The 16,631-nt window shown below is 39.2% G+C and carries 18 protein-coding genes; 5 read left to right on the top strand and 13 right to left on the bottom strand.

Annotated features, from left to right (window positions below; all coding sequences use genetic code 11):
- Positions 1-78: 78 nt before the first annotated feature.
- From FZF08_RS21090 to FZF08_RS21080, 3 genes are all read left to right on the top strand, one after another.
- On the top strand, positions 79-786 hold the full coding sequence (locus tag FZF08_RS21090; protein ID WP_159472891.1) for a 16S rRNA (uracil(1498)-N(3))-methyltransferase: 708 nt from the start codon (positions 79-81) through the stop codon (positions 784-786).
- A 47-nt stretch (positions 787-833) separates the two neighbouring features.
- On the top strand, positions 834-1,511 hold the full coding sequence (locus FZF08_RS21085) for a DUF4159 domain-containing protein (protein ID WP_159472888.1): 678 nt from the start codon (positions 834-836) through the stop codon (positions 1,509-1,511).
- A 144-nt stretch (positions 1,512-1,655) separates the two neighbouring features.
- On the top strand, positions 1,656-2,402 hold the full coding sequence (locus tag FZF08_RS21080) for an acyl-CoA desaturase (protein WP_159472885.1): 747 nt from the start codon (positions 1,656-1,658) through the stop codon (positions 2,400-2,402).
- A gap of 304 nt (positions 2,403-2,706) precedes the next feature.
- Here FZF08_RS21080 and FZF08_RS21075 read toward each other — a convergent pair whose 3' ends face one another.
- The 5 genes from FZF08_RS21075 to FZF08_RS21055 form a co-directional block, all read right to left on the bottom strand.
- Positions 2,707-4,080, bottom strand: a complete 1,374-nt coding sequence (locus FZF08_RS21075) for a HAMP domain-containing sensor histidine kinase (protein WP_159472882.1) — start codon at positions 4,078-4,080, stop codon at positions 2,707-2,709.
- Positions 4,081-4,082: 2 nt separating this feature from the next.
- Entirely contained in the window at positions 4,083-4,760 is a 678-nt protein-coding gene (locus FZF08_RS21070) for a response regulator (RefSeq protein ID WP_137342906.1), read from the bottom strand.
- Positions 4,757-5,290: a 5' nucleotidase, NT5C type gene (locus FZF08_RS21065; RefSeq protein WP_159472879.1), complete on the bottom strand. Its 534-nt coding sequence runs from the start codon at positions 5,288-5,290 to the stop codon at positions 4,757-4,759. The genes FZF08_RS21070 and FZF08_RS21065 overlap by 4 nt, the downstream gene beginning before the upstream one ends.
- A complete protein-coding gene (locus tag FZF08_RS21060; protein ID WP_159472876.1) occupies positions 5,291-6,595 on the bottom strand; it encodes a dihydrolipoamide acetyltransferase family protein in 1,305 nt (434 codons plus the stop codon).
- A 67-nt stretch (positions 6,596-6,662) separates the two neighbouring features.
- Positions 6,663-7,937 carry a competence/damage-inducible protein A gene (locus FZF08_RS21055; RefSeq protein ID WP_159472873.1) on the bottom strand — a complete coding sequence of 425 codons (1,275 nt, stop codon included), beginning with the start codon at positions 7,935-7,937 and terminating at the stop codon, positions 6,663-6,665.
- A gap of 107 nt (positions 7,938-8,044) precedes the next feature.
- Between FZF08_RS21055 and FZF08_RS21050 the strand changes: the two genes are divergently transcribed.
- Together FZF08_RS21050 and gldC are read left to right on the top strand one after the other, a co-directional pair.
- Positions 8,045-8,776 (top strand): DUF4197 domain-containing protein, encoded by a 732-nt coding sequence (locus tag FZF08_RS21050; protein WP_159472870.1) that lies wholly within the window; start codon positions 8,045-8,047, stop codon positions 8,774-8,776.
- Positions 8,777-8,840: 64 nt separating this feature from the next.
- Positions 8,841-9,182: a gliding motility protein GldC gene (gene gldC / locus FZF08_RS21045; protein WP_159472867.1), complete on the top strand. Its 342-nt coding sequence runs from the start codon at positions 8,841-8,843 to the stop codon at positions 9,180-9,182.
- A gap of 105 nt (positions 9,183-9,287) precedes the next feature.
- Here gldC and FZF08_RS32350 read toward each other — a convergent pair whose 3' ends face one another.
- The 8 genes from FZF08_RS32350 to FZF08_RS21005 form a co-directional block, all read right to left on the bottom strand.
- On the bottom strand, positions 9,288-9,581 hold the full coding sequence (locus tag FZF08_RS32350; RefSeq protein ID WP_159472862.1) for a type II toxin-antitoxin system RelE/ParE family toxin: 294 nt from the start codon (positions 9,579-9,581) through the stop codon (positions 9,288-9,290).
- A complete protein-coding gene (locus FZF08_RS21035; RefSeq protein ID WP_159472859.1) occupies positions 9,581-9,826 on the bottom strand; it encodes a type II toxin-antitoxin system ParD family antitoxin in 246 nt (81 codons plus the stop codon). The genes FZF08_RS32350 and FZF08_RS21035 overlap by 1 nt, the downstream gene beginning before the upstream one ends.
- Positions 9,827-9,862: 36 nt before the next feature.
- Positions 9,863-10,213 carry an MmcQ/YjbR family DNA-binding protein gene (locus FZF08_RS21030; protein ID WP_159472856.1) on the bottom strand — a complete coding sequence of 117 codons (351 nt, stop codon included), beginning with the start codon at positions 10,211-10,213 and terminating at the stop codon, positions 9,863-9,865.
- Positions 10,210-10,389, bottom strand: coding sequence for a DUF6728 family protein (locus FZF08_RS21025; RefSeq protein WP_159472853.1), 180 nt, complete (start codon positions 10,387-10,389; stop codon positions 10,210-10,212). Before FZF08_RS21025 ends, FZF08_RS21030 begins: the two co-directional genes overlap by 4 nt.
- A gap of 24 nt (positions 10,390-10,413) precedes the next feature.
- Complete coding sequence (ispG, locus tag FZF08_RS21020) at positions 10,414-12,423, bottom strand: (E)-4-hydroxy-3-methylbut-2-enyl-diphosphate synthase (RefSeq protein WP_159472850.1); 2,010 nt, start codon at positions 12,421-12,423, stop codon at positions 10,414-10,416.
- A gap of 261 nt (positions 12,424-12,684) precedes the next feature.
- A complete protein-coding gene (locus FZF08_RS21015) occupies positions 12,685-13,767 on the bottom strand; it encodes a galactokinase family protein (protein ID WP_159472847.1) in 1,083 nt (360 codons plus the stop codon).
- 3 nt (positions 13,768-13,770) lie between these two features.
- Positions 13,771-15,000 (bottom strand): sugar MFS transporter, encoded by a 1,230-nt coding sequence (locus tag FZF08_RS21010; protein ID WP_159472844.1) that lies wholly within the window; start codon positions 14,998-15,000, stop codon positions 13,771-13,773.
- Positions 15,001-15,054: 54 nt separating this feature from the next.
- The gene (locus FZF08_RS21005) at positions 15,055-16,413 is read right to left on the bottom strand and encodes a Gfo/Idh/MocA family protein (RefSeq protein WP_159472841.1); all 1,359 of its coding nucleotides are present in this window, start codon (positions 16,411-16,413) and stop codon (positions 15,055-15,057) included.
- Between the last annotated feature and the right edge of the window lie 218 nt (positions 16,414-16,631).

The following is a 16,631-nucleotide window of genomic DNA, read 5'->3' as shown; positions in this document are numbered from 1 at the left end:
GACTCTGAATTGATTAGTTATTATTAGCTATTTTTGAAAAATATATTGAAGCTGTCGCTTTCGAAATTAAATTACATTATGCATTTATTTTTTCAGCCTGATCCAAAGGTTTTTGAATTGGATGAAGAGGAGTCACGGCACTGTACCAAGGTGCTTCGATTAACTTCAGGAGATATCATTTATGTGACTGACGGTAAAGGGCTTTTGCAAAAGTGCAGGCTTAACATTGGTCGGAGAAATGTTACTTATGAAGCAGTCGAATCTAGTTTTGTACCCAAAAGGCCATATAACGTGCACATAGCGGTGGCTCCAACGAGAAAGGCGGAACGGAATGAATGGATGGTAGAAAAAATGACCGAAATGGGAGTGGATCGAATCGATTTTATCGTGACCGAACACACACATCGCGAAACGGTGTCCCGAGTAGTGAATCTCAGTCGCCTAAATCGTATTGCTGCATCGGCTATGAAACAGTCGCAGCAATATTATATGCCGGAAATCAGATTGGTTACTGAATTTCATTCGTTTATAAAGGAATGTGCGCATGAAACGCGGCTGATCGCTTATGTGCCGGATAATCATTTGACCGACCATGTTATAAAAAAGGTCAAAAAGCATTCGAACACGATATTATTGATAGGGCCGGAGGGCGATTTTTCGCCGGAAGAAGTTATATTAGCAATTAACAATGGATTTGAGGCGGTTTCATTAGGAGCTACAAGATTAAGAACGGAAACGGCAGCTGTTGCAGGATGCCACGCAATTAATCTGGCAGAATTACTTTGAACGGAAATATAAATCCTCCGTTCCTGAATTAGTTATTTCATGATTATATGATTGTAAAAAGCATCTTTTGGAAGAAATCTTTTTTGGTACTTAGTTTTTTGGCAACGGTAATAACGGGCCAGGCACAATCTGCTTTAAAAATCGCTAAACTGAAATATGGCGGCGGAGGCGACTGGTATGCCAATAAAACATCGCTTCCAAATTTGATCCGGTTTGGCAATTCCGAGCTTAAAATGAATATTAATCCTGTTGAAGATGTAGTGGAGGTGGGAAGTCCGGACCTATTTACCTATCCTTTTGTGCACATGACGGGTCACGGCAATGTGGTTTTTACCGATGCGGAAGCAAGGAATTTGAGGAATTATCTGCTGGCAGGAGGGTTTTTGCATATCGATGATAATTATGGACTGGATCCTTTTATTCGTCGTGAAATGAAAAAAGTATTTCCTGAATTATCTTTTGTAGAACTTCCTTTTGATCACCAGATTTATCACCTGAAATATGATTTTCCCAATGGTTTGCCAAAAGTGCATGAGCACGATGGAAAACAGCCCCAGGGTTTTGGTTTAATTTATCAGGGACGTTTATTATGCTTTTATTCCTATGAGTGTGATCTGGGTAACGGCTGGGAGGATCAGAGCGTTTACAAAGATCCCGAAGAGTTGCGACGTAAAGCTTTGCAAATGGGAGCTAACTTGCTTGATTACGCTTTTACGATTTTGTAATATCCCAAGCTCCCGATAGTATTTTAGTGATATTATAGAATGAATATAAATAAGTATTCAAATTAACTGTTAATGATGGTGGAATTCTGCCTTCTTACCATTAAATTTGTGTTATAATTCCGTTTTTAACCATTATATCTTTTCATGTATATAGTTCTTGCCGTTTTTGTTGTACACTGGTACTTGTCTCTTTTTTGTCAAACATTCTTTTTGCACCGTTATTCAGCTCATAAAATGTTTATCATGAGCAAGCCTTGGGAGCGGTTTTTTTATCTGTTAACTTATTTATCACAAGGTTCTTCATATTTGAGCCCACGTGCTTACGCTATACTTCACCGGATGCACCATGCTTTCAGTGATACAGAAAGGGATCCGCATTCACCGCATCACACCAAGAACGTGTTTACGATGATGTGGGAAACAAAAGATATCTATAATGCTGTTTTAAATCGTAAAAGAGCAATTGAAACGCAGTTTGAACGCAATTACCCGGAATGGAATTTCATTGAAAAACTTGGAGATTCCTGGGCTTCAAGAGCAGTCTGGGCGATTTTGTATTCTGCTTTTTATGTTCTTGCTTATATCTATCTGGATATGCATTGGGCATTTTTCTTCCTTTTGCCAATACATTTTTTAATGGGTCCAATTCATGGAGCCATTGTTAACTGGAGTGGTCACAAATATGGTTACCAGAATTTCGACAATGATGACAAATCTAAAAATTCTTTGATTTTTGATTTTCTTATGATGGGAGAGTTGTTCCAGAACAATCACCACAAACGCCCTAATTCGATTAATTTCGGTTCAAAATGGTTTGAGGTAGATCCAACTTATCCTGTAATAAAAATGCTGAACAAGTTAAAAATTATTGAGATTCGTAAGAAAAGCTGAGTAATATATGATCTATACAAAAGCAGTGACCAATTAATGGTTTACTGCTTTTTTTGTTAAGTATAAAAAATACCCTAGACATGGCCGACATTGTAGCAGTAGATTTTACTCCATGAAATTAAATTATAATTGGTCACAAAAAAACTTTGGCAGGTGTGAGTGACACCTGCCAAGTTTGCTTATTAACACCACAAAAAATGAAATCTAATTTTACGCGTTCGATCAAATAGTCTGACGCTTAAAAGAACAATACAAATAAAACATATAATGCTTAAGATGGACTTAAGGATAAATTAGAATTTGCTTAGAGGCGAATAAAATTTATCACAAAGGTTGTACCCTTGGGCTGATTGGTTTGAATGGAGACGTATCCATTGTGAAGTTTAACAATTCTTTCAACCAAGGAAAGTCCAATGCCGTATCCTTTTACATTGGCCGTATTATCGCCACGGTAAAAGGGTTGGAAAATAAGATTCTGATCTTGTACCGGAATCCCCTTGCCGGTGTCAGAAAAACGCAGATTTAATTTTTTTGAAGAAGCGTTTAAAGTTATCTTAACCATTTGATTTTCTGAAAACTTGCAGGCGTTATCCATGAGATTCAGAAATGCAGTTTTCAACAATGTTGAATTTCCTGCAATTTCCAACCAGGTATCATCATCAGGAAGCTCGTCCAGATTGAGCTGAATATTATATGACGGATTGGCCTGGCTCAGGCTTTGTCTGCAATCCCAAAGTAAATCATCAATTCGTACTATTTCCGTTAATAGATCCCGCTGATCTTCGCTTACTTTGGCAAGTTCCAGCAGCGTATTAGACAGCTGAGCAAGTTCCTGGACATCTTCCAGAACCGATTGAATAGTAACCTGATAATCTTTGCTGCTTCGCTCTTTTAGCATACTTACTTCGAGCTGCGACCTTATTTTAGTTAACGGATTTTTGAGTTCATGGGATACGTTGGCTACAAAAATTTTCTGCATCTGAAAGGCAGTTTCAATCCGGTCCAACAGTTTATTGAACGTTGTTGATAAACGGCCAATTTCATCTTTCTGGTTTGGGATTTCCAGCCGGGTATCAAGTTTCTGTGGTAGAATTCCTTCCACAGCGTTCATTACTTTTGAAATGGGACGAAGTGCACGTTTAGCAAAAATCCACCCTGCAAGCCCGACAATGGCTGTTACAATAAGATATAAAACAGTAAGGAGCGTATTTAAATTGGACAAATTGGCTTGACCGTACAAATCCTGTGCTCCCAACATCACCACAGCGCGGTTGAAAGGGTATTTATAATAAAGTCCTACAACTTTGTAATCTCCGTCGGTATAGCGAATTTCTCCCGATTTTCTGATTTCATCCAGCCAGTAATTTGATACGTGAATTGATTTGGTAACGGCATTTGTGTTTGTGTAAATAAGCCTGTTTTTTTCATCAAAAATGAGGATGTTTTCGTTGTAGATCAAGTCGCGGTTTGAACCTTCCAATGCCCGCAAAACTTCTGTATTTACCTGAGGGACTTTGAGTAAAAGCTCCGCTGTGGATTTGGCTTTAGACCTTAATCTGTCGTAAAAATCCTCGGTAACATTATTGTAGGTAAAATAATAAATGGCGAAAAATGTAACCAATAAAATGCCGCTTACAAGCAAGGAGAACTGGATCGTAAGTCGGGTACGGATTTGCATATTTACTCGATTTTAAGCACGTAGCCCATTCCAAACTGGGTATGAATCAGTTTGACCGGATAATCTTTATCGATTTTTTTACGAAGATAATTGACATAAACTTCAATTACATTGGTCCCTGTATCAAACCCAATATCCCATACCTGCTCCGCAATCTCAACTTTTGAAACCACGCGGCCCTGATTTCTGATCAGGTAAACAAGCAAATTAAACTCTCTTGCTGTTAAATTAATTTTATTTCCAGACCTATGAACCGTTTTTGCATCCATCGAAACTTCAATATCCGCAAAACGTAAAATCTGCGCAGTCTGAGAAATCGTTGAACCACGTTTTGTCAGCGCACGAACACGTGCCAGAAGTTCTTTAAACTCAAACGGCTTGACAAGATAATCGTCTGCTCCGGCGTCCAGTCCTGTCACTTTATCATCCGTAGAACCTAGCGCAGTCAGCATTAAAATTGGGGTTTCATCACCGGAATGGCGAAGCTCCCTGCAAAGTTCTATTCCATTGATGCCTGGAATAATAATATCACTTATAATTAACTGATAGCCGCCTTTTTTAGCCAGTTGTTTCCCAATCAGACCGTCGTATGCAATATCAACCTCATACCCATTTTCTTCAAGTCCCTGTTTGAGGGATTGAACGGTTTTCGGTTCATCTTCTATCAGTAGTAATTTCATTTATTGGGTAAAAATAATTCGGAAACTTCCTGCCAGTTCGACACCCGGCGAAATGTTTTGTCAGAAAGATTGTGTGTTGCTGTAAACAAAATTCCTTCACCTTTGAAGGCATTCAGATTTCGCACATGATCATCAATCAGATAATCTGAATGAATGATACTTTTATGACCACAAAAAACAATATTGGACCAAGGGATAAAACTGAAATGTTTTTGCAGCCAGTCAAATTTATCTTTAAATGAATTCGGGAATTCCATAGCGGCCGTGGCTACATAAATCTCATAGAAGCTGGAAAGCTTCAATATCGTTTCCCGGGCATCTTTTTTTACTGGTATATCGGCAAAGAAACCCGGCTCATTCATGATTTTTTTTAACCGCGTCAATTGTTTGGGATGAAGTAATTCTTTCAACGACTTTGTGTCAAAATCTTTTATTGTCAAAGTTGTGTCAAAATCTTTTAGAATTATATCCGATAGTTTTTCATAAGTATCGGCCATTACATCATCCATATCCAAAGTAAGTCTCAGCATTTATACGAGCGTTCTGTGGGCATCAAAATTTTCAAGATAATCAGAAACCCTTTTAACAAACATACCGCCAAGAGAACCGTCAACCACACGGTGATCGTATGAATGAGAAATAAACATCAGACTTCTTATCCCTAACAAATCGCCTTGTAAAGTTTCTATAACGGCCGGTTTCTTTTTTATTGCTCCAAAGGCCATGATAGCCACTTGTGGCTGAACGATAATTGGCGTTCCCATTAAATTCCCGAAAGCACCAATATTGGAAACTGTATAGGTTCCTCCTGCAAGATCGTCCGCTTTTAATTTATTTTCGCGCGCTCTTTTTGCCAGTTCATTTACCTTTCTTGCCAATCCCGCCAGATCGTATTGGTCCGCATGATGAATGACCGGAACAATCAGGTTTCCATCAGGCAAAGCTACCGCCATACCAATATTGATGTCCTTCTTTTTGATAATATTATCTCCTTCGACTGAAATATTGATCAATGGATAATCTTTTATTGCTTTTACAACAGCTTCAATCAGAATGGGCGTAAATGTGATGCTGTCACCCGATTTTTTCCTGAAATCATTTTTTATCGCATCTCTCCATTTTACCACTGTTGTCATGTCAGTTTCAATAAAGGAAGTAACATGCGCGGAAATGCGCTTGGATTCACTCATGCGCGAGGAAATCATCTTCCGCATACGATCCATTTCAATAATTTCGGAAGAACCGTTCAGCGAAGTAGCTTTTGCTGGAAGAGGTTGAGCGGGTTCTTTTTTAGGATTTGTCCTGTCTTTTAGATAGGAAATGATATCGTTTTTGGTGACACGATTTTCTGAACCGGTACCCTGGATGTTGGCCAGTTCCTGCGCATTTAAATTTTCTTCCCGGGCAATACTTAATACCAGAGGAGAATAAAATGTGCTGGATTCAGAACCACTTTTTAGTAAAAGTTCTGCTTCAACCGTTTCGGAAGTTTTGCGAACCGCATTATGGATGTCTTTTTCTAAAAATGCAACCGCATCAAAAGCAGGATCATCGAAACTTGTTTTCGGAGAATTATCCTGAATTTCTTCACCTTCTTCCACCTGAATATGAGCCACCGCACTACCGATCGCAACAACATCGCCTTCTTTTACAAGCCATTCAATCAACACGCCGGAGTAGGGTGAGGGAACTTCCGTATCCACTTTATCAGTGGCTACTTCCAGGACAGAATCGTCAGCAGTGATTGAATCTCCCGCTTTATTGAGGAGCGTCAACACCGTACATTCCATAATACTCTCTCCCAAAGCGGGCATCAACATTTCAACTATTTTCATATTTTTCTATATTTCATCTCCGCAACCCAACCCCACAATATAATGAATGATGTAAATTTATAAATCGTTACTTTTTTATTTTGTCGGCTTCCGTTTTAATAATTGTTTTTCTTAACAAATTTAAAACGTAACTCGATGTCAGCTCAATATTTACTTTTCTATCGTTTCTTAACGTTAAAAGCTGCGTAACTGTTTCTTTCGGTGTAGCACATGCAATCCACACGGTTCCAACAGGTTTTTCAAGCGTTCCACCGTCCGGACCAGCAATTCCGGTGGTGGAAATTGCATAGGTTGTATTTAATTTCCGGCGTGCACCTTCGGCCATTTCCCGTGCAGTTTGTTCGCTTACTGCTCCAAAATCTTCCAGCGTTTGCCTGGATACACCCAATATATGCATTTTTATTGCATTGCTATAACTGATAACGGAACCTTCGTAATATCCTGAGGAACCGGGAACATTCGTGATCTGATTTGCTACAAACCCGCCTGTGCAACTTTCGGCTGTGGAAACGGTGGCATCATTTGCCAGAAGCAATTTTCCAATGACATTTTCCAGTTCGTCTGCATCATATCCAAAAATAAATTCCTCAATCATAGGAACAAGCTGATCAACCTGCTCTTTTAATTCCGAGTCCAAAGTAGCCTGATTATCTCCTGTTGCTGTCAATCTTAATTTTACCTGTCCGAAATGGGGGAGATAAGCCAGTTTGATATGAGATGGTAAAGCATCTTCCCAGTCAGCTATTTTTTCTGCTAAAAAAGATTCCCCGATACCAATTGTGCGAATTATTTTGTGCGTTATAATATTAAAAATGAACCGCTCTTTTAACTTGGGCAGAATAGCATGTGTCATCAGACTTTTCATTTCATAAGGAACGCCTGGAAGGGAAACGTAAATTACCCCGTCTTTTTCGAACCACATGCCCGGTGCCGTACCCCAAAGATTTGGAATGTAAGTACAGTTTTCAGGAAGTGCCGCTTGCTGTCTGTTTAGCTCTGTCATTTCTCTACCCCTTTTGGCAAAAAACTCAGTGACAAGCGCCAAAGCATCTTCATTTATTTTTAATTCGGTATTAAAATATTTACAAAATGTATGTTTTGTAATGTCATCTTTCGTCGGGCCGAGGCCACCAGTTACAATAATAACATTGACTCTTTTGCTTGCTTCTGTCAGGGCTGCGATGATATCTTCCTGCAAATCGCCGACCGAAGTTTTCCGAACCGTTCTAATTCCTATGCCAGTAAGCTCAGCACCAATCCATTGAGTATTTGTATCTGTGATTTGTCCAAAAAGAATTTCATCACCTATGGTAATTATTTCCGCCCTGATAATGGGATTCATAAATGCGAATTTGAATGAATTGAACCGTTTATTTTTCCAAAATTAAGTAAAATTAATTGTTATTGATTACGTTTGAAACTTAGTGTGCATTAAACAGAGTAACCCCAATGAATCGTAAAATACTATTAATTGTCTTTTTGTGGATTTCATGTAGCTGTGCTTCAATGGCTCAGTTTAATCTCGGAAAGGTTTTGGACTCATTCAAAAAACCGGAAGGATCATCTTCATTATCTAACGCCGATATTGTAAAAGGTTTGAAAGAAGCATTAACTGTTGGGATTAGTAACGGATCTGCCGAAGCTTCAAAAACAGACGGATTCTTTAAGAATGAACTGATCAAAATTGTTGTACCGCCAGAGGCTCAGAAAGTAACTGCAACGCTTCGTAAACTTGGATTGGGAAAAGAAGTTGACAAATTCACACTTTCGCTAAACCGGGCTGCTGAGGATGCAGCCAAAAAGTCCAAACCGATTTTTGTTAAAGCGATTACTTCCATGACCATAACGGATGCGCTTAGTATTTTAAAAGGACAGGATGACGCGGCAACGAAGTATCTTCAAAAAACGACAAACCAGGATCTCTATAATACTTTTTTTCCGGTTGTTGACAGTACTTTAAGTCTAAATAAGGCGACACAATATTACGCTGATCTTGTAAAAACGTACAACGAAATTCCGTTAGTGAAAAAGGTAAATCCGGATTTGAAAGGATATGCAACGCAGAAGACAATTGATGGACTATACACGTTGATCGCACAGGAAGAAAAGAAAATCAGGAAGGATCCGGTAGCCAGAGTAAGTGATATTTTGAAAACAGTTTTCGGCCAATCAGGAAAGTAGCGAACCTGAAAGTGTCAGGTGTTGTTACTTTGTCTTACTTTTGCGAAAAATATTTAATCCTTTTATGAAAAATTCCGAGATTCATTTCACTGTTGAACTAGATAATCAAAACGTACCTGATAAAATTCACTGGTCTGCGACCGACAATCCAAACGAAGGAATTAATGATACCCGCGCCATTGCTATTGCAGTTTGGGATCATTATCACAGAGGTACTTTGAAAATTGACCTTTGGACGAAAGACATGGAAGTTTTTGAAATGAAACGTTTTTACATTGAAATAATGAGTGGAATAGCAGATACTTTGCTAACTGCTACAAACGATACAGTGATGTCTGACGCAATTGAAGGCGTTTGCGAAACACTAAGCAAGAAACTGGATGAAGAAATGAAAGCTGCGAAATAGGTTTTTGTACTTTTATAATTTCATTTTAAATCATAAAAAGCGGCTTGAAGGCCGCTTTTTGCTTTACATCTGACTTATTAATAAATCAACATCATGAACCTAAATTTACAAATGGGTATTTACATCCATAGTGATATGTAAAATACGAATAATTTCCACTACCTGATTCGAGGATAATCGGAAGAATATGTAATGCTTCCGATAGAGTGCTTTCTTGTAGCCTTCTCGGACTTGATCAATTGATTTCCCTTTGATTCTTCCTGTACCAATCAAGTCAAAGCTTATCAACAATCCGTTAATATATTTTTCAGCTTGCGATAGTGACCATTCCTCAACCGTATATTCCCAGATTTTCTCTAGATCATATACAGCCAGGTTTGTGAGTTTATAATTGGTCACTATATCGTATTATTTTTCTTAAGCTTGGCCTTAAAATCAGACGGATTGAAATTTTCTACCCATCCGCTTTCTTCGCCTTCGATCAATGCTTTTCTAAGCATAACTTGCTTTTTCTCTTCCTGTTCCAGCAAACGTAAGCCTGCAAGTACAACATCGGTCGTCGAAGTGTAACGCCCGGAGTCAATTTGATTTTGAATAAAAGAATCAAAATGCTGCCCTATTGATATAGATGTATTTTTATCCATTTGATCAATGTTATAAATCGTACTTAAACAACTCTTTTATTTCAAAGCAGCCTTATCTTTCTTAGGCAAACTATCCACAACCAACTCGTAAGAATCTTTAATCAAGCCATACAAAAGCTCACTTGGAATACTTCCGGTAATGAGCACGGTGTTCCAGTGTTTTTTATTCATATGATATCCTGGCTGGATATCTGAATATTTTTCGCGTAGTTCTTCGGCTTTTTCGGGATTACATTTTGCGTTAAATTGAGGTTTGGCCGAATCCATAGGTGTCAATAAAAACACTTTTCCCATTACCTTAAATACAAGCGTATCTGGACCGAACGGAAGCTCTTCGATTACTCCCGGCAGGTCCAGACAAAAATCCCGGATTGATTCTAAATTCATCTTGTAAAGGCGCGTACGATCATTACGATCAGACAAAATAAAAACATAATTATTGAAATCCGGTTAATACCATGCATCATCCTGAGATTGAATGAAGTCGGATCATTTGGGTCGCGTTTTTTGAATACCCTGACGAAATAATAAAATACGTCTCCAAGCTGAAAATACTTTTTCATATCAAACAAGTTTAAAATTCGAAATTAAGAAAGTTTGAAAGTTTCGTCCTTACCCGGATCAATCCATCGGCCATCTTCCTTGATTAGTTCAATTAATTCATCAACCGCCTTTGCAGCTGTTACAGAACGTTTTACAACTTCCTGTCCACGGTATAAAGCAATTTTATCTTTGCCCATACCCACATATCCATAATCTGCATCTGCCATTTCTCCCGGTCCGTTCACGATACAACCCATAATCCCGATTTTTAAACCTTTCAAATGCTCGGTATATTTCCGGATCATGGCCGTTGTTTCCTGTAAATCAAACAAAGTCCGGCCACAGGAAGGGCAGGAGATATATTCAGTTTTCGACATCCGCGTTCTGGCGGCCTGCAAAATGCCAAAAGCAATGCTATTGTACGAAGCGGCTAATTTTATCTTTTCTTTCTGCGAAATCGGATATTGAAAATCAGGTGATAATAGTGTACCGTCTCCAAATCCATCTACAAGCAAACCACCAATATCCGTCGCTGAATATAGGGTTAAGCTGTCACCTAGATCGGTTTCGTAGGTACGCTGGATGATAACCGGCGTTTTTATTTTCATTTCTACGAGCCGATAGAAAAACCTTCGCATTTCTGGCATCGCATGATCGTTTTCAGAATGCAGCAGAAGCACAATGTTTTTATCATCACGGATTCTTTCAAGAAAAGAGATATTAAACTGATGAATATTACCTTTAATGAAATTTAATTGAGAGGAAGTTTCAGTGGCTGAATAATATTCGTGGACGGTTAGTGCCGGAAATTTATTTGTACGGTCTTTATGTTGAATCCATTGCGGATGATCAAGAATTTCTTTCAAACCATTTGGTAACATAAACGGAATGGCTTTACTTCCTGAATAAATAAAATCAGCTCCCTGATCGTTCATGGCCCATTTATCAGGCACTGGCAAAAAGAAATGGCCGATGCTTTTTAAATCATCATATTGTTCAACGCCAAGATCTGAATAATCAGCGATCACCCGTGGAACGTTCAGTCCGCCTATATTAAATACTTCTTGTGTTTCTCTTTTTGTATATTGAAAAGGATTGATGGGACATGACTCAATGACTTCTATATGCTCATGAGATGAGCGGTGATTATATCTTTCGACCAATGCACGAGCCACAGGTGCTTCTTTTTCAGGTGCTTCAGTCAGCGAAACACGAACGGTATCACCCAAACCATCTTCCAGTAATGTGCCAATTCCAACCGCGGATTTTATTCTTCCGTCTTCTGCTTCACCAGCTTCTGTCACTCCCAAATGCAAGGGATAAGGTTTCAAACCTTCTTGATCAAGTCGTTGAACAAGTAATCGATATGCTTCTACCATCACCTGCGTATTGCTGGATTTCATGGAAAGAGCAATATTGAAGTAATTGAATTCCTCGCAAATTCTTAGAAATTCCAGTGCAGATTCAACCATTCCGAGTGGCGTATCACCGTAACGACTTAAAATACGATCGGAAAGTGATCCATGATTTGTACCAATGCGCATCGCAGTACCGTACTCCTTACAGATTTTAATCAGCGGAATAAACTTTTCCCGGATTCGTTCCAACTCTGCGGCGTAAGAAGAATCGGTGTAATCAATCACTTCGAAACGTTTTCTATCTGCGTAGTTTCCAGGATTAATACGTACTTTTTCAACAATTCTTGCTGCCAGTTCGGCTGCATTTGGTGTAAAATGTATATCAGCAATCAGAGGAATGAAAATTCCTCTTTGATGCAATCCTTTCCGTATATTTTCAAGATTTTGAGCTTCTTTAACACTAGGAGCCGTGATACGCACATACTCGCAGCCGGATTCTACCATCCGAATAACTTCGTCAATGGATCCCTGCGTATCCATGGTATCAACAGTTGTCATGGACTGAATCCGGATCGGATAATCAGACCCCATAGGAATGTCACCAATGTTAATAGTAATGGTTTTCCTCCGCTTATACTCGGTAAGGGAAGGGCAGTATATATTCAATTTATTCTCAGGAGCTGTCAAAATGGACATCTTGTTTTTGTTTTTAAGCAGATCATTAGTCTACTCGTAAAAAATTTGAGTGCTATCACACTATTTTAATCCTAACAGAAAATAGAGCATCAGAGCATTAGTGTTTCCGGCGGAAACCAGGTTACAAATTACACAAAAGTAAAACACAAATGGAATTACAAAGGTGCATTTATATTATAAGTATAATTTATTCATATAATATAAAATCGGCCCGGAAATTAAATCCCGGGCCGATTTTATATTTTTAACGCAAAAAAACGGTTATGCCTCTATTCTTGTTCCGGAATCGACGTTAATAATGTAGCTTTTTCCTCCTGCGTTATCAATTGCGTCGGCGACTTGCTCAGCATTGTTTGGTGCATAAACAAACATGCAACCACCACCGCCTGAGCCATTTATTTTGCCACCCAAAGCACCCGCAGAAAGTGCAGCATCCATCATTCTTTCTATTTTCGGAGTTGAAGTACGCTTATGATCACGAAGATTTTTGTAATGCTGGTAAAGCAAAGAACCCAATTCCTTATCAAAGGCATCAGTTCCGTCTTCTTCCACATTTTGTGACAACAGCACTTTTCCTTTTAAAAGTATATCCCTGTCGTCAATATTGGCCTGAAGAAGGCTTAATTCATCCTGGGATAATAACTTTTTATAATCGGAAGATTGCACCATTTGTGCTTTAAAGATCGAAAAATAAGGATCGTATTGCGTTACTTTTCTTATCACATCTTCCATACCATACCGACAGCGCGACAGAATTCCAAGCGTATCTTTTGGTTCGAGCGAATCACCAAGTACAAAAGTGCCTAGTTTTGGAGTCAGCGTTTCAACGTAAATTCGGGGTGTTGATTCAAGGTAAATCACATTGCCGATTGCTGTTGAATAATGATCCATCATACCGCCCGGTTCACCAAATTCAAGAACTTCGGCTGCGTTGGCAATTTCTCCCAATTCTTTTTGATCGAAATTAGCAGGATTATCACTCATTTTATCAAGAAAATGCGCCCAGGAAACAATCAGTGCCGAAGAGCTGGAGGTTCCCGAGTTGATCGGGATATTTCCGTGAATCCTGCACTCAAAGCCTTTTGAAAAAACGAGACCTTTTCTTTTTAAAACATTGATTGTACTTCTGAAATAATCTCTCTGAATAATGTACGGAAATGTATCCTTCAAAGAGAATTCTATTTTTTCATTGAGATCAGGTAAATGAAGGATGATCTGATCATCATTCCTATATTCACCGTCAATACTAATTCTTCTTGAAATAGCCGCTGCAATCACGGGAAGACCCAGATAATCCTGGTGTTCCCCGAAAAAACAAATACGGCCGGGCGTTGAGATTCTCATGTACTACCAGCTTTTCTTTTTGTGGCCAACCAGGCCGAAATATAAAATAAATGCATAAAGCGGAAGTACTACAAGGTACGCTTTTTGCGTGCTGCCAATTGAATCCGAAAGACCTCCATAAATCAATGGCATAATTGCACCGCCGGAAATACCCATTACTAAAAGCGCAGAAGCAATTTTTGTAAATTTCCCCAATCCGCTAAGTGCAAGTGGCCATAAAGCCGGCCAGATAACCGCGTTGGCAAAACCAAGAATTGCAATGCACATAACAGATGTGAAGCCAGTTGTGACGAATGCTGCGATAGTGACCACAAGTCCAACGATAGCAGAGAAAATCATATAAGCTTGCTGTGAAACGAATTTTGGAATAAGTATTATCCCAAGTACATAACCAAACATCATTCCGCCCAATGTGTATGCACCAAACACTCTTGCTTCGCTTTCAGGAATTCCTAATGAAACACCATAACTGATAATTGTATCTGCTGCGATAACTTCCGCACCAACGTAACAGAACAAAGCGATAACACCCAAGACAAGATTTGGATATTGAAAAACGCTGGTTTTTTGCACAATATTCTGAGTGGATGTTTGATCTTCATCTTCATCTTCTTCTTCACTAACTTCTACAAGACCTTTGCTCATCCGGATTACTAGTGCCAGAGCAACCAGAATTGCTGTAAGGATCAGATAAGGCACAACAACTTTGTCAAGCTCATCTTTCGGATCAGCCGATTCTGCTCCTGCAAGAAGCAATTTACCAATCACGATCTGACTGATGATACCAGCACCTTTGTTGGCAATCCCCATGACACTGATTCTTTGTGCAGCACTTTCACGCGGCCCTAAAATCGTTGCATATGGATTGGAGGCAGTTTGAAGTACTGTAAGTCCAATACCTATCGTGAAAAGTCCAACCAGAAATAATGGATAAGAGGCCATTTCAGCAGCAGGAATAAAAATAAGCGTTCCAACGGCCATCACGAGAAGTGCCAGGGACATACCATTTTTAAAACCGGTTTTTTTAACGACCATCGAACATGGGATCGCCATGATCACGTAGGAAATAAAAAATGCAAAAGTTACAAGGTAAGAGCTGGTGTTATCCAGAGAAAACGCTTTTTTGAAGAAAGTAATCAGAGTTCCGTTAACCCATGTGATGAAACCCATCACAAAGAAAATTACACCGATAATTACAAGAGGGCCAAGGTAATTGTTCTTATTCTTAGTCATTTAGTTTGAGTATTTAAAAATTTCCGGGTTATAATTGAACTGTTATTTACAAGATTAGTATTCGTCATTAAGGCCAAAAATTGGCTTGTTGGTTTTCCATTTCCCTCTTGTGAAGTCAGGAATTTCAACAGGTGAACTTCCCCGGGCGATGGATAATTCAGAAAGCGGACTGATTGCGCTCCAAACGGCTGCGTCGTAAACATCAATTGGTGGCGCAACTTTTCTTTTTACAGCTTCTATAAAGCCACGGAAAACGAAATAGTCAATTCCGCCATGACCAGCATTTTCAGCTTCTTTTTCATATTTTGTCCAAAGCGGATGGTCATATTTTTTCAAATAAGGCGCATCTGGTTCCGCTTCGTGTTTTTTCGGAGAAACATCTTCCAGGTATATCGTGTGACCGTCATTCATCCAGATTCCTTCCGTTCCCTGTGCTCTGAATCCTAAGGAATAGGGACGGGGAGAATTTGTATCGTGAATGATCACAATGTTTTCTCCGTTATGACACTGGATTACTGTGGTTACGACGTCGCCCAGTTTGAAATTTACTTTCGCATTCGGGTGATCTTTTCCGCCATGATCTACAACATATTTATGCAAACCAAGTGGTTTTGTCGCCGTAGACGTAAGATAGTTAAATTTATTGCCCCGGTTAATATTCATCCAATGTGCTACCGGACCTAATCCGTGCGTCGGGTAAATATCACCATTGCGGTCAACGGAATGCTGTGTACGCCATTTTGCTTCGGAGAATCCTTTTTCTCCGAATTCTACACCAGTACCTTCATTGCTTGTTCCGTTGTTAAATTTAATTCCGCGTAAATCATGTTGATAACCACAATGGGCATAAGTCATTTCTCCAAACATTCCTTCCCGAATCATTTTCAGGATGGCCATCACATCACGGCGGTAACAAACGTTTTCCAGAATCATACAGTGCGAACCTGTTTTTTCAAAAGTATCGACAAGATCCCAGGATTCCTGTAAGGTAACTGTGGCCGAAACTTCAACAGCAGCATATTTGCCCGCTTTCATGGCGGCAATGGCCATTGGAACGTGCCACTGCCAGGGCGTAGCAATTAATATAGCGTCCAGGTCGTCCCTTTTTACCATATTGAGGAAATCCTCATCTCCTTTGGAATAAACGACAGGTTCTTTTTTGCCTGATTTTTTTACGAGGTCCAATGCAGCTTTAACCGAATTGGAATCAATGTCACAAATTGCATTTACCTCCACATCAGGGCGGAACAATGCCTGCTGCAAATGATTGCGACCGCGAAGTCCAACACCAATAAAGCCAATTCTAACTTTATCCCTTGCCTGCTCTGTTTCTTTGTTAAGAAGTATGGATGGTAAAATTCCGGTAGCTGAACCGGCTAATGTTGCTTTTTGAAGAAAATTTCGTCTATCCATAAGAAGGCTTAAGGAAAATTTTATAAGGTTCAGGTATTAGTACTGTAACCGCGCAAGATACGACCAATTACAATATATTTTAAATTTTTTTATTAGACAATATCACGAATAGATTTGTAAGGGCATAAAAAAAAGCCGCCCATGTTTTTAAGTTTGTAGCTGTGAAACAAATAAACGAAAAAGCCCGGGCGACCTGCGACAAATTTAGAGCACTTACC

The organism is Dyadobacter sp. 3J3, assembly GCF_009801115.1.
Taxonomy (GTDB): domain Bacteria; phylum Bacteroidota; class Bacteroidia; order Cytophagales; family Spirosomataceae; genus Dyadobacter.
Note: the sequence above shows the minus strand (reverse complement) of the source record. Positions and strands in the feature narration are given on the sequence as shown.

Bases quoted from the DNA above. Each gene is read 5' to 3' on its own strand.
- FZF08_RS21085 (WP_159472888.1), top strand. From the start codon at position 834: ATGATTGTAAAAAGCATCTTTTGGAAGAAATCTTTTTTGGTACTTAGT.
- FZF08_RS21055 (WP_159472873.1), bottom strand. From the start codon at position 7,937: ATGAATCCCATTATCAGGGCGGAAATAATTACCATAGGTGATGAAATT.
- FZF08_RS21030 (WP_159472856.1), bottom strand. From the start codon at position 10,213: ATGAATTTAGAATCAATCCGGGATTTTTGTCTGGACCTGCCGGGAGTA.
- FZF08_RS21080 (WP_159472885.1), top strand. From the start codon at position 1,656: ATGTATATAGTTCTTGCCGTTTTTGTTGTACACTGGTACTTGTCTCTT.
- ispG (WP_159472850.1), bottom strand. From the start codon at position 12,423: ATGTCCATTTTGACAGCTCCTGAGAATAAATTGAATATATACTGCCCT.
- FZF08_RS21065 (WP_159472879.1), bottom strand. From the start codon at position 5,290: ATGCTGAGACTTACTTTGGATATGGATGATGTAATGGCCGATACTTAT.
- FZF08_RS21010 (WP_159472844.1), bottom strand. From the start codon at position 15,000: ATGACTAAGAATAAGAACAATTACCTTGGCCCTCTTGTAATTATCGGT.
- FZF08_RS21090 (WP_159472891.1), top strand. From the start codon at position 79: ATGCATTTATTTTTTCAGCCTGATCCAAAGGTTTTTGAATTGGATGAA.
- FZF08_RS21060 (WP_159472876.1), bottom strand. From the start codon at position 6,595: ATGAAAATAGTTGAAATGTTGATGCCCGCTTTGGGAGAGAGTATTATG.
- FZF08_RS21035 (WP_159472859.1), bottom strand. From the start codon at position 9,826: ATGGATAAAAATACATCTATATCAATAGGGCAGCATTTTGATTCTTTT.
- gldC (WP_159472867.1), top strand. From the start codon at position 8,841: ATGAAAAATTCCGAGATTCATTTCACTGTTGAACTAGATAATCAAAAC.
- FZF08_RS21005 (WP_159472841.1), bottom strand. From the start codon at position 16,413: ATGGATAGACGAAATTTTCTTCAAAAAGCAACATTAGCCGGTTCAGCT.
- FZF08_RS21075 (WP_159472882.1), bottom strand. From the start codon at position 4,080: ATGCAAATCCGTACCCGACTTACGATCCAGTTCTCCTTGCTTGTAAGC.
- FZF08_RS21025 (WP_159472853.1), bottom strand. From the start codon at position 10,389: ATGAAAAAGTATTTTCAGCTTGGAGACGTATTTTATTATTTCGTCAGG.
- FZF08_RS21015 (WP_159472847.1), bottom strand. From the start codon at position 13,767: ATGAGAATCTCAACGCCCGGCCGTATTTGTTTTTTCGGGGAACACCAG.
- FZF08_RS21050 (WP_159472870.1), top strand. From the start codon at position 8,045: ATGAATCGTAAAATACTATTAATTGTCTTTTTGTGGATTTCATGTAGC.
- FZF08_RS21070 (WP_137342906.1), bottom strand. From the start codon at position 4,760: ATGAAATTACTACTGATAGAAGATGAACCGAAAACCGTTCAATCCCTC.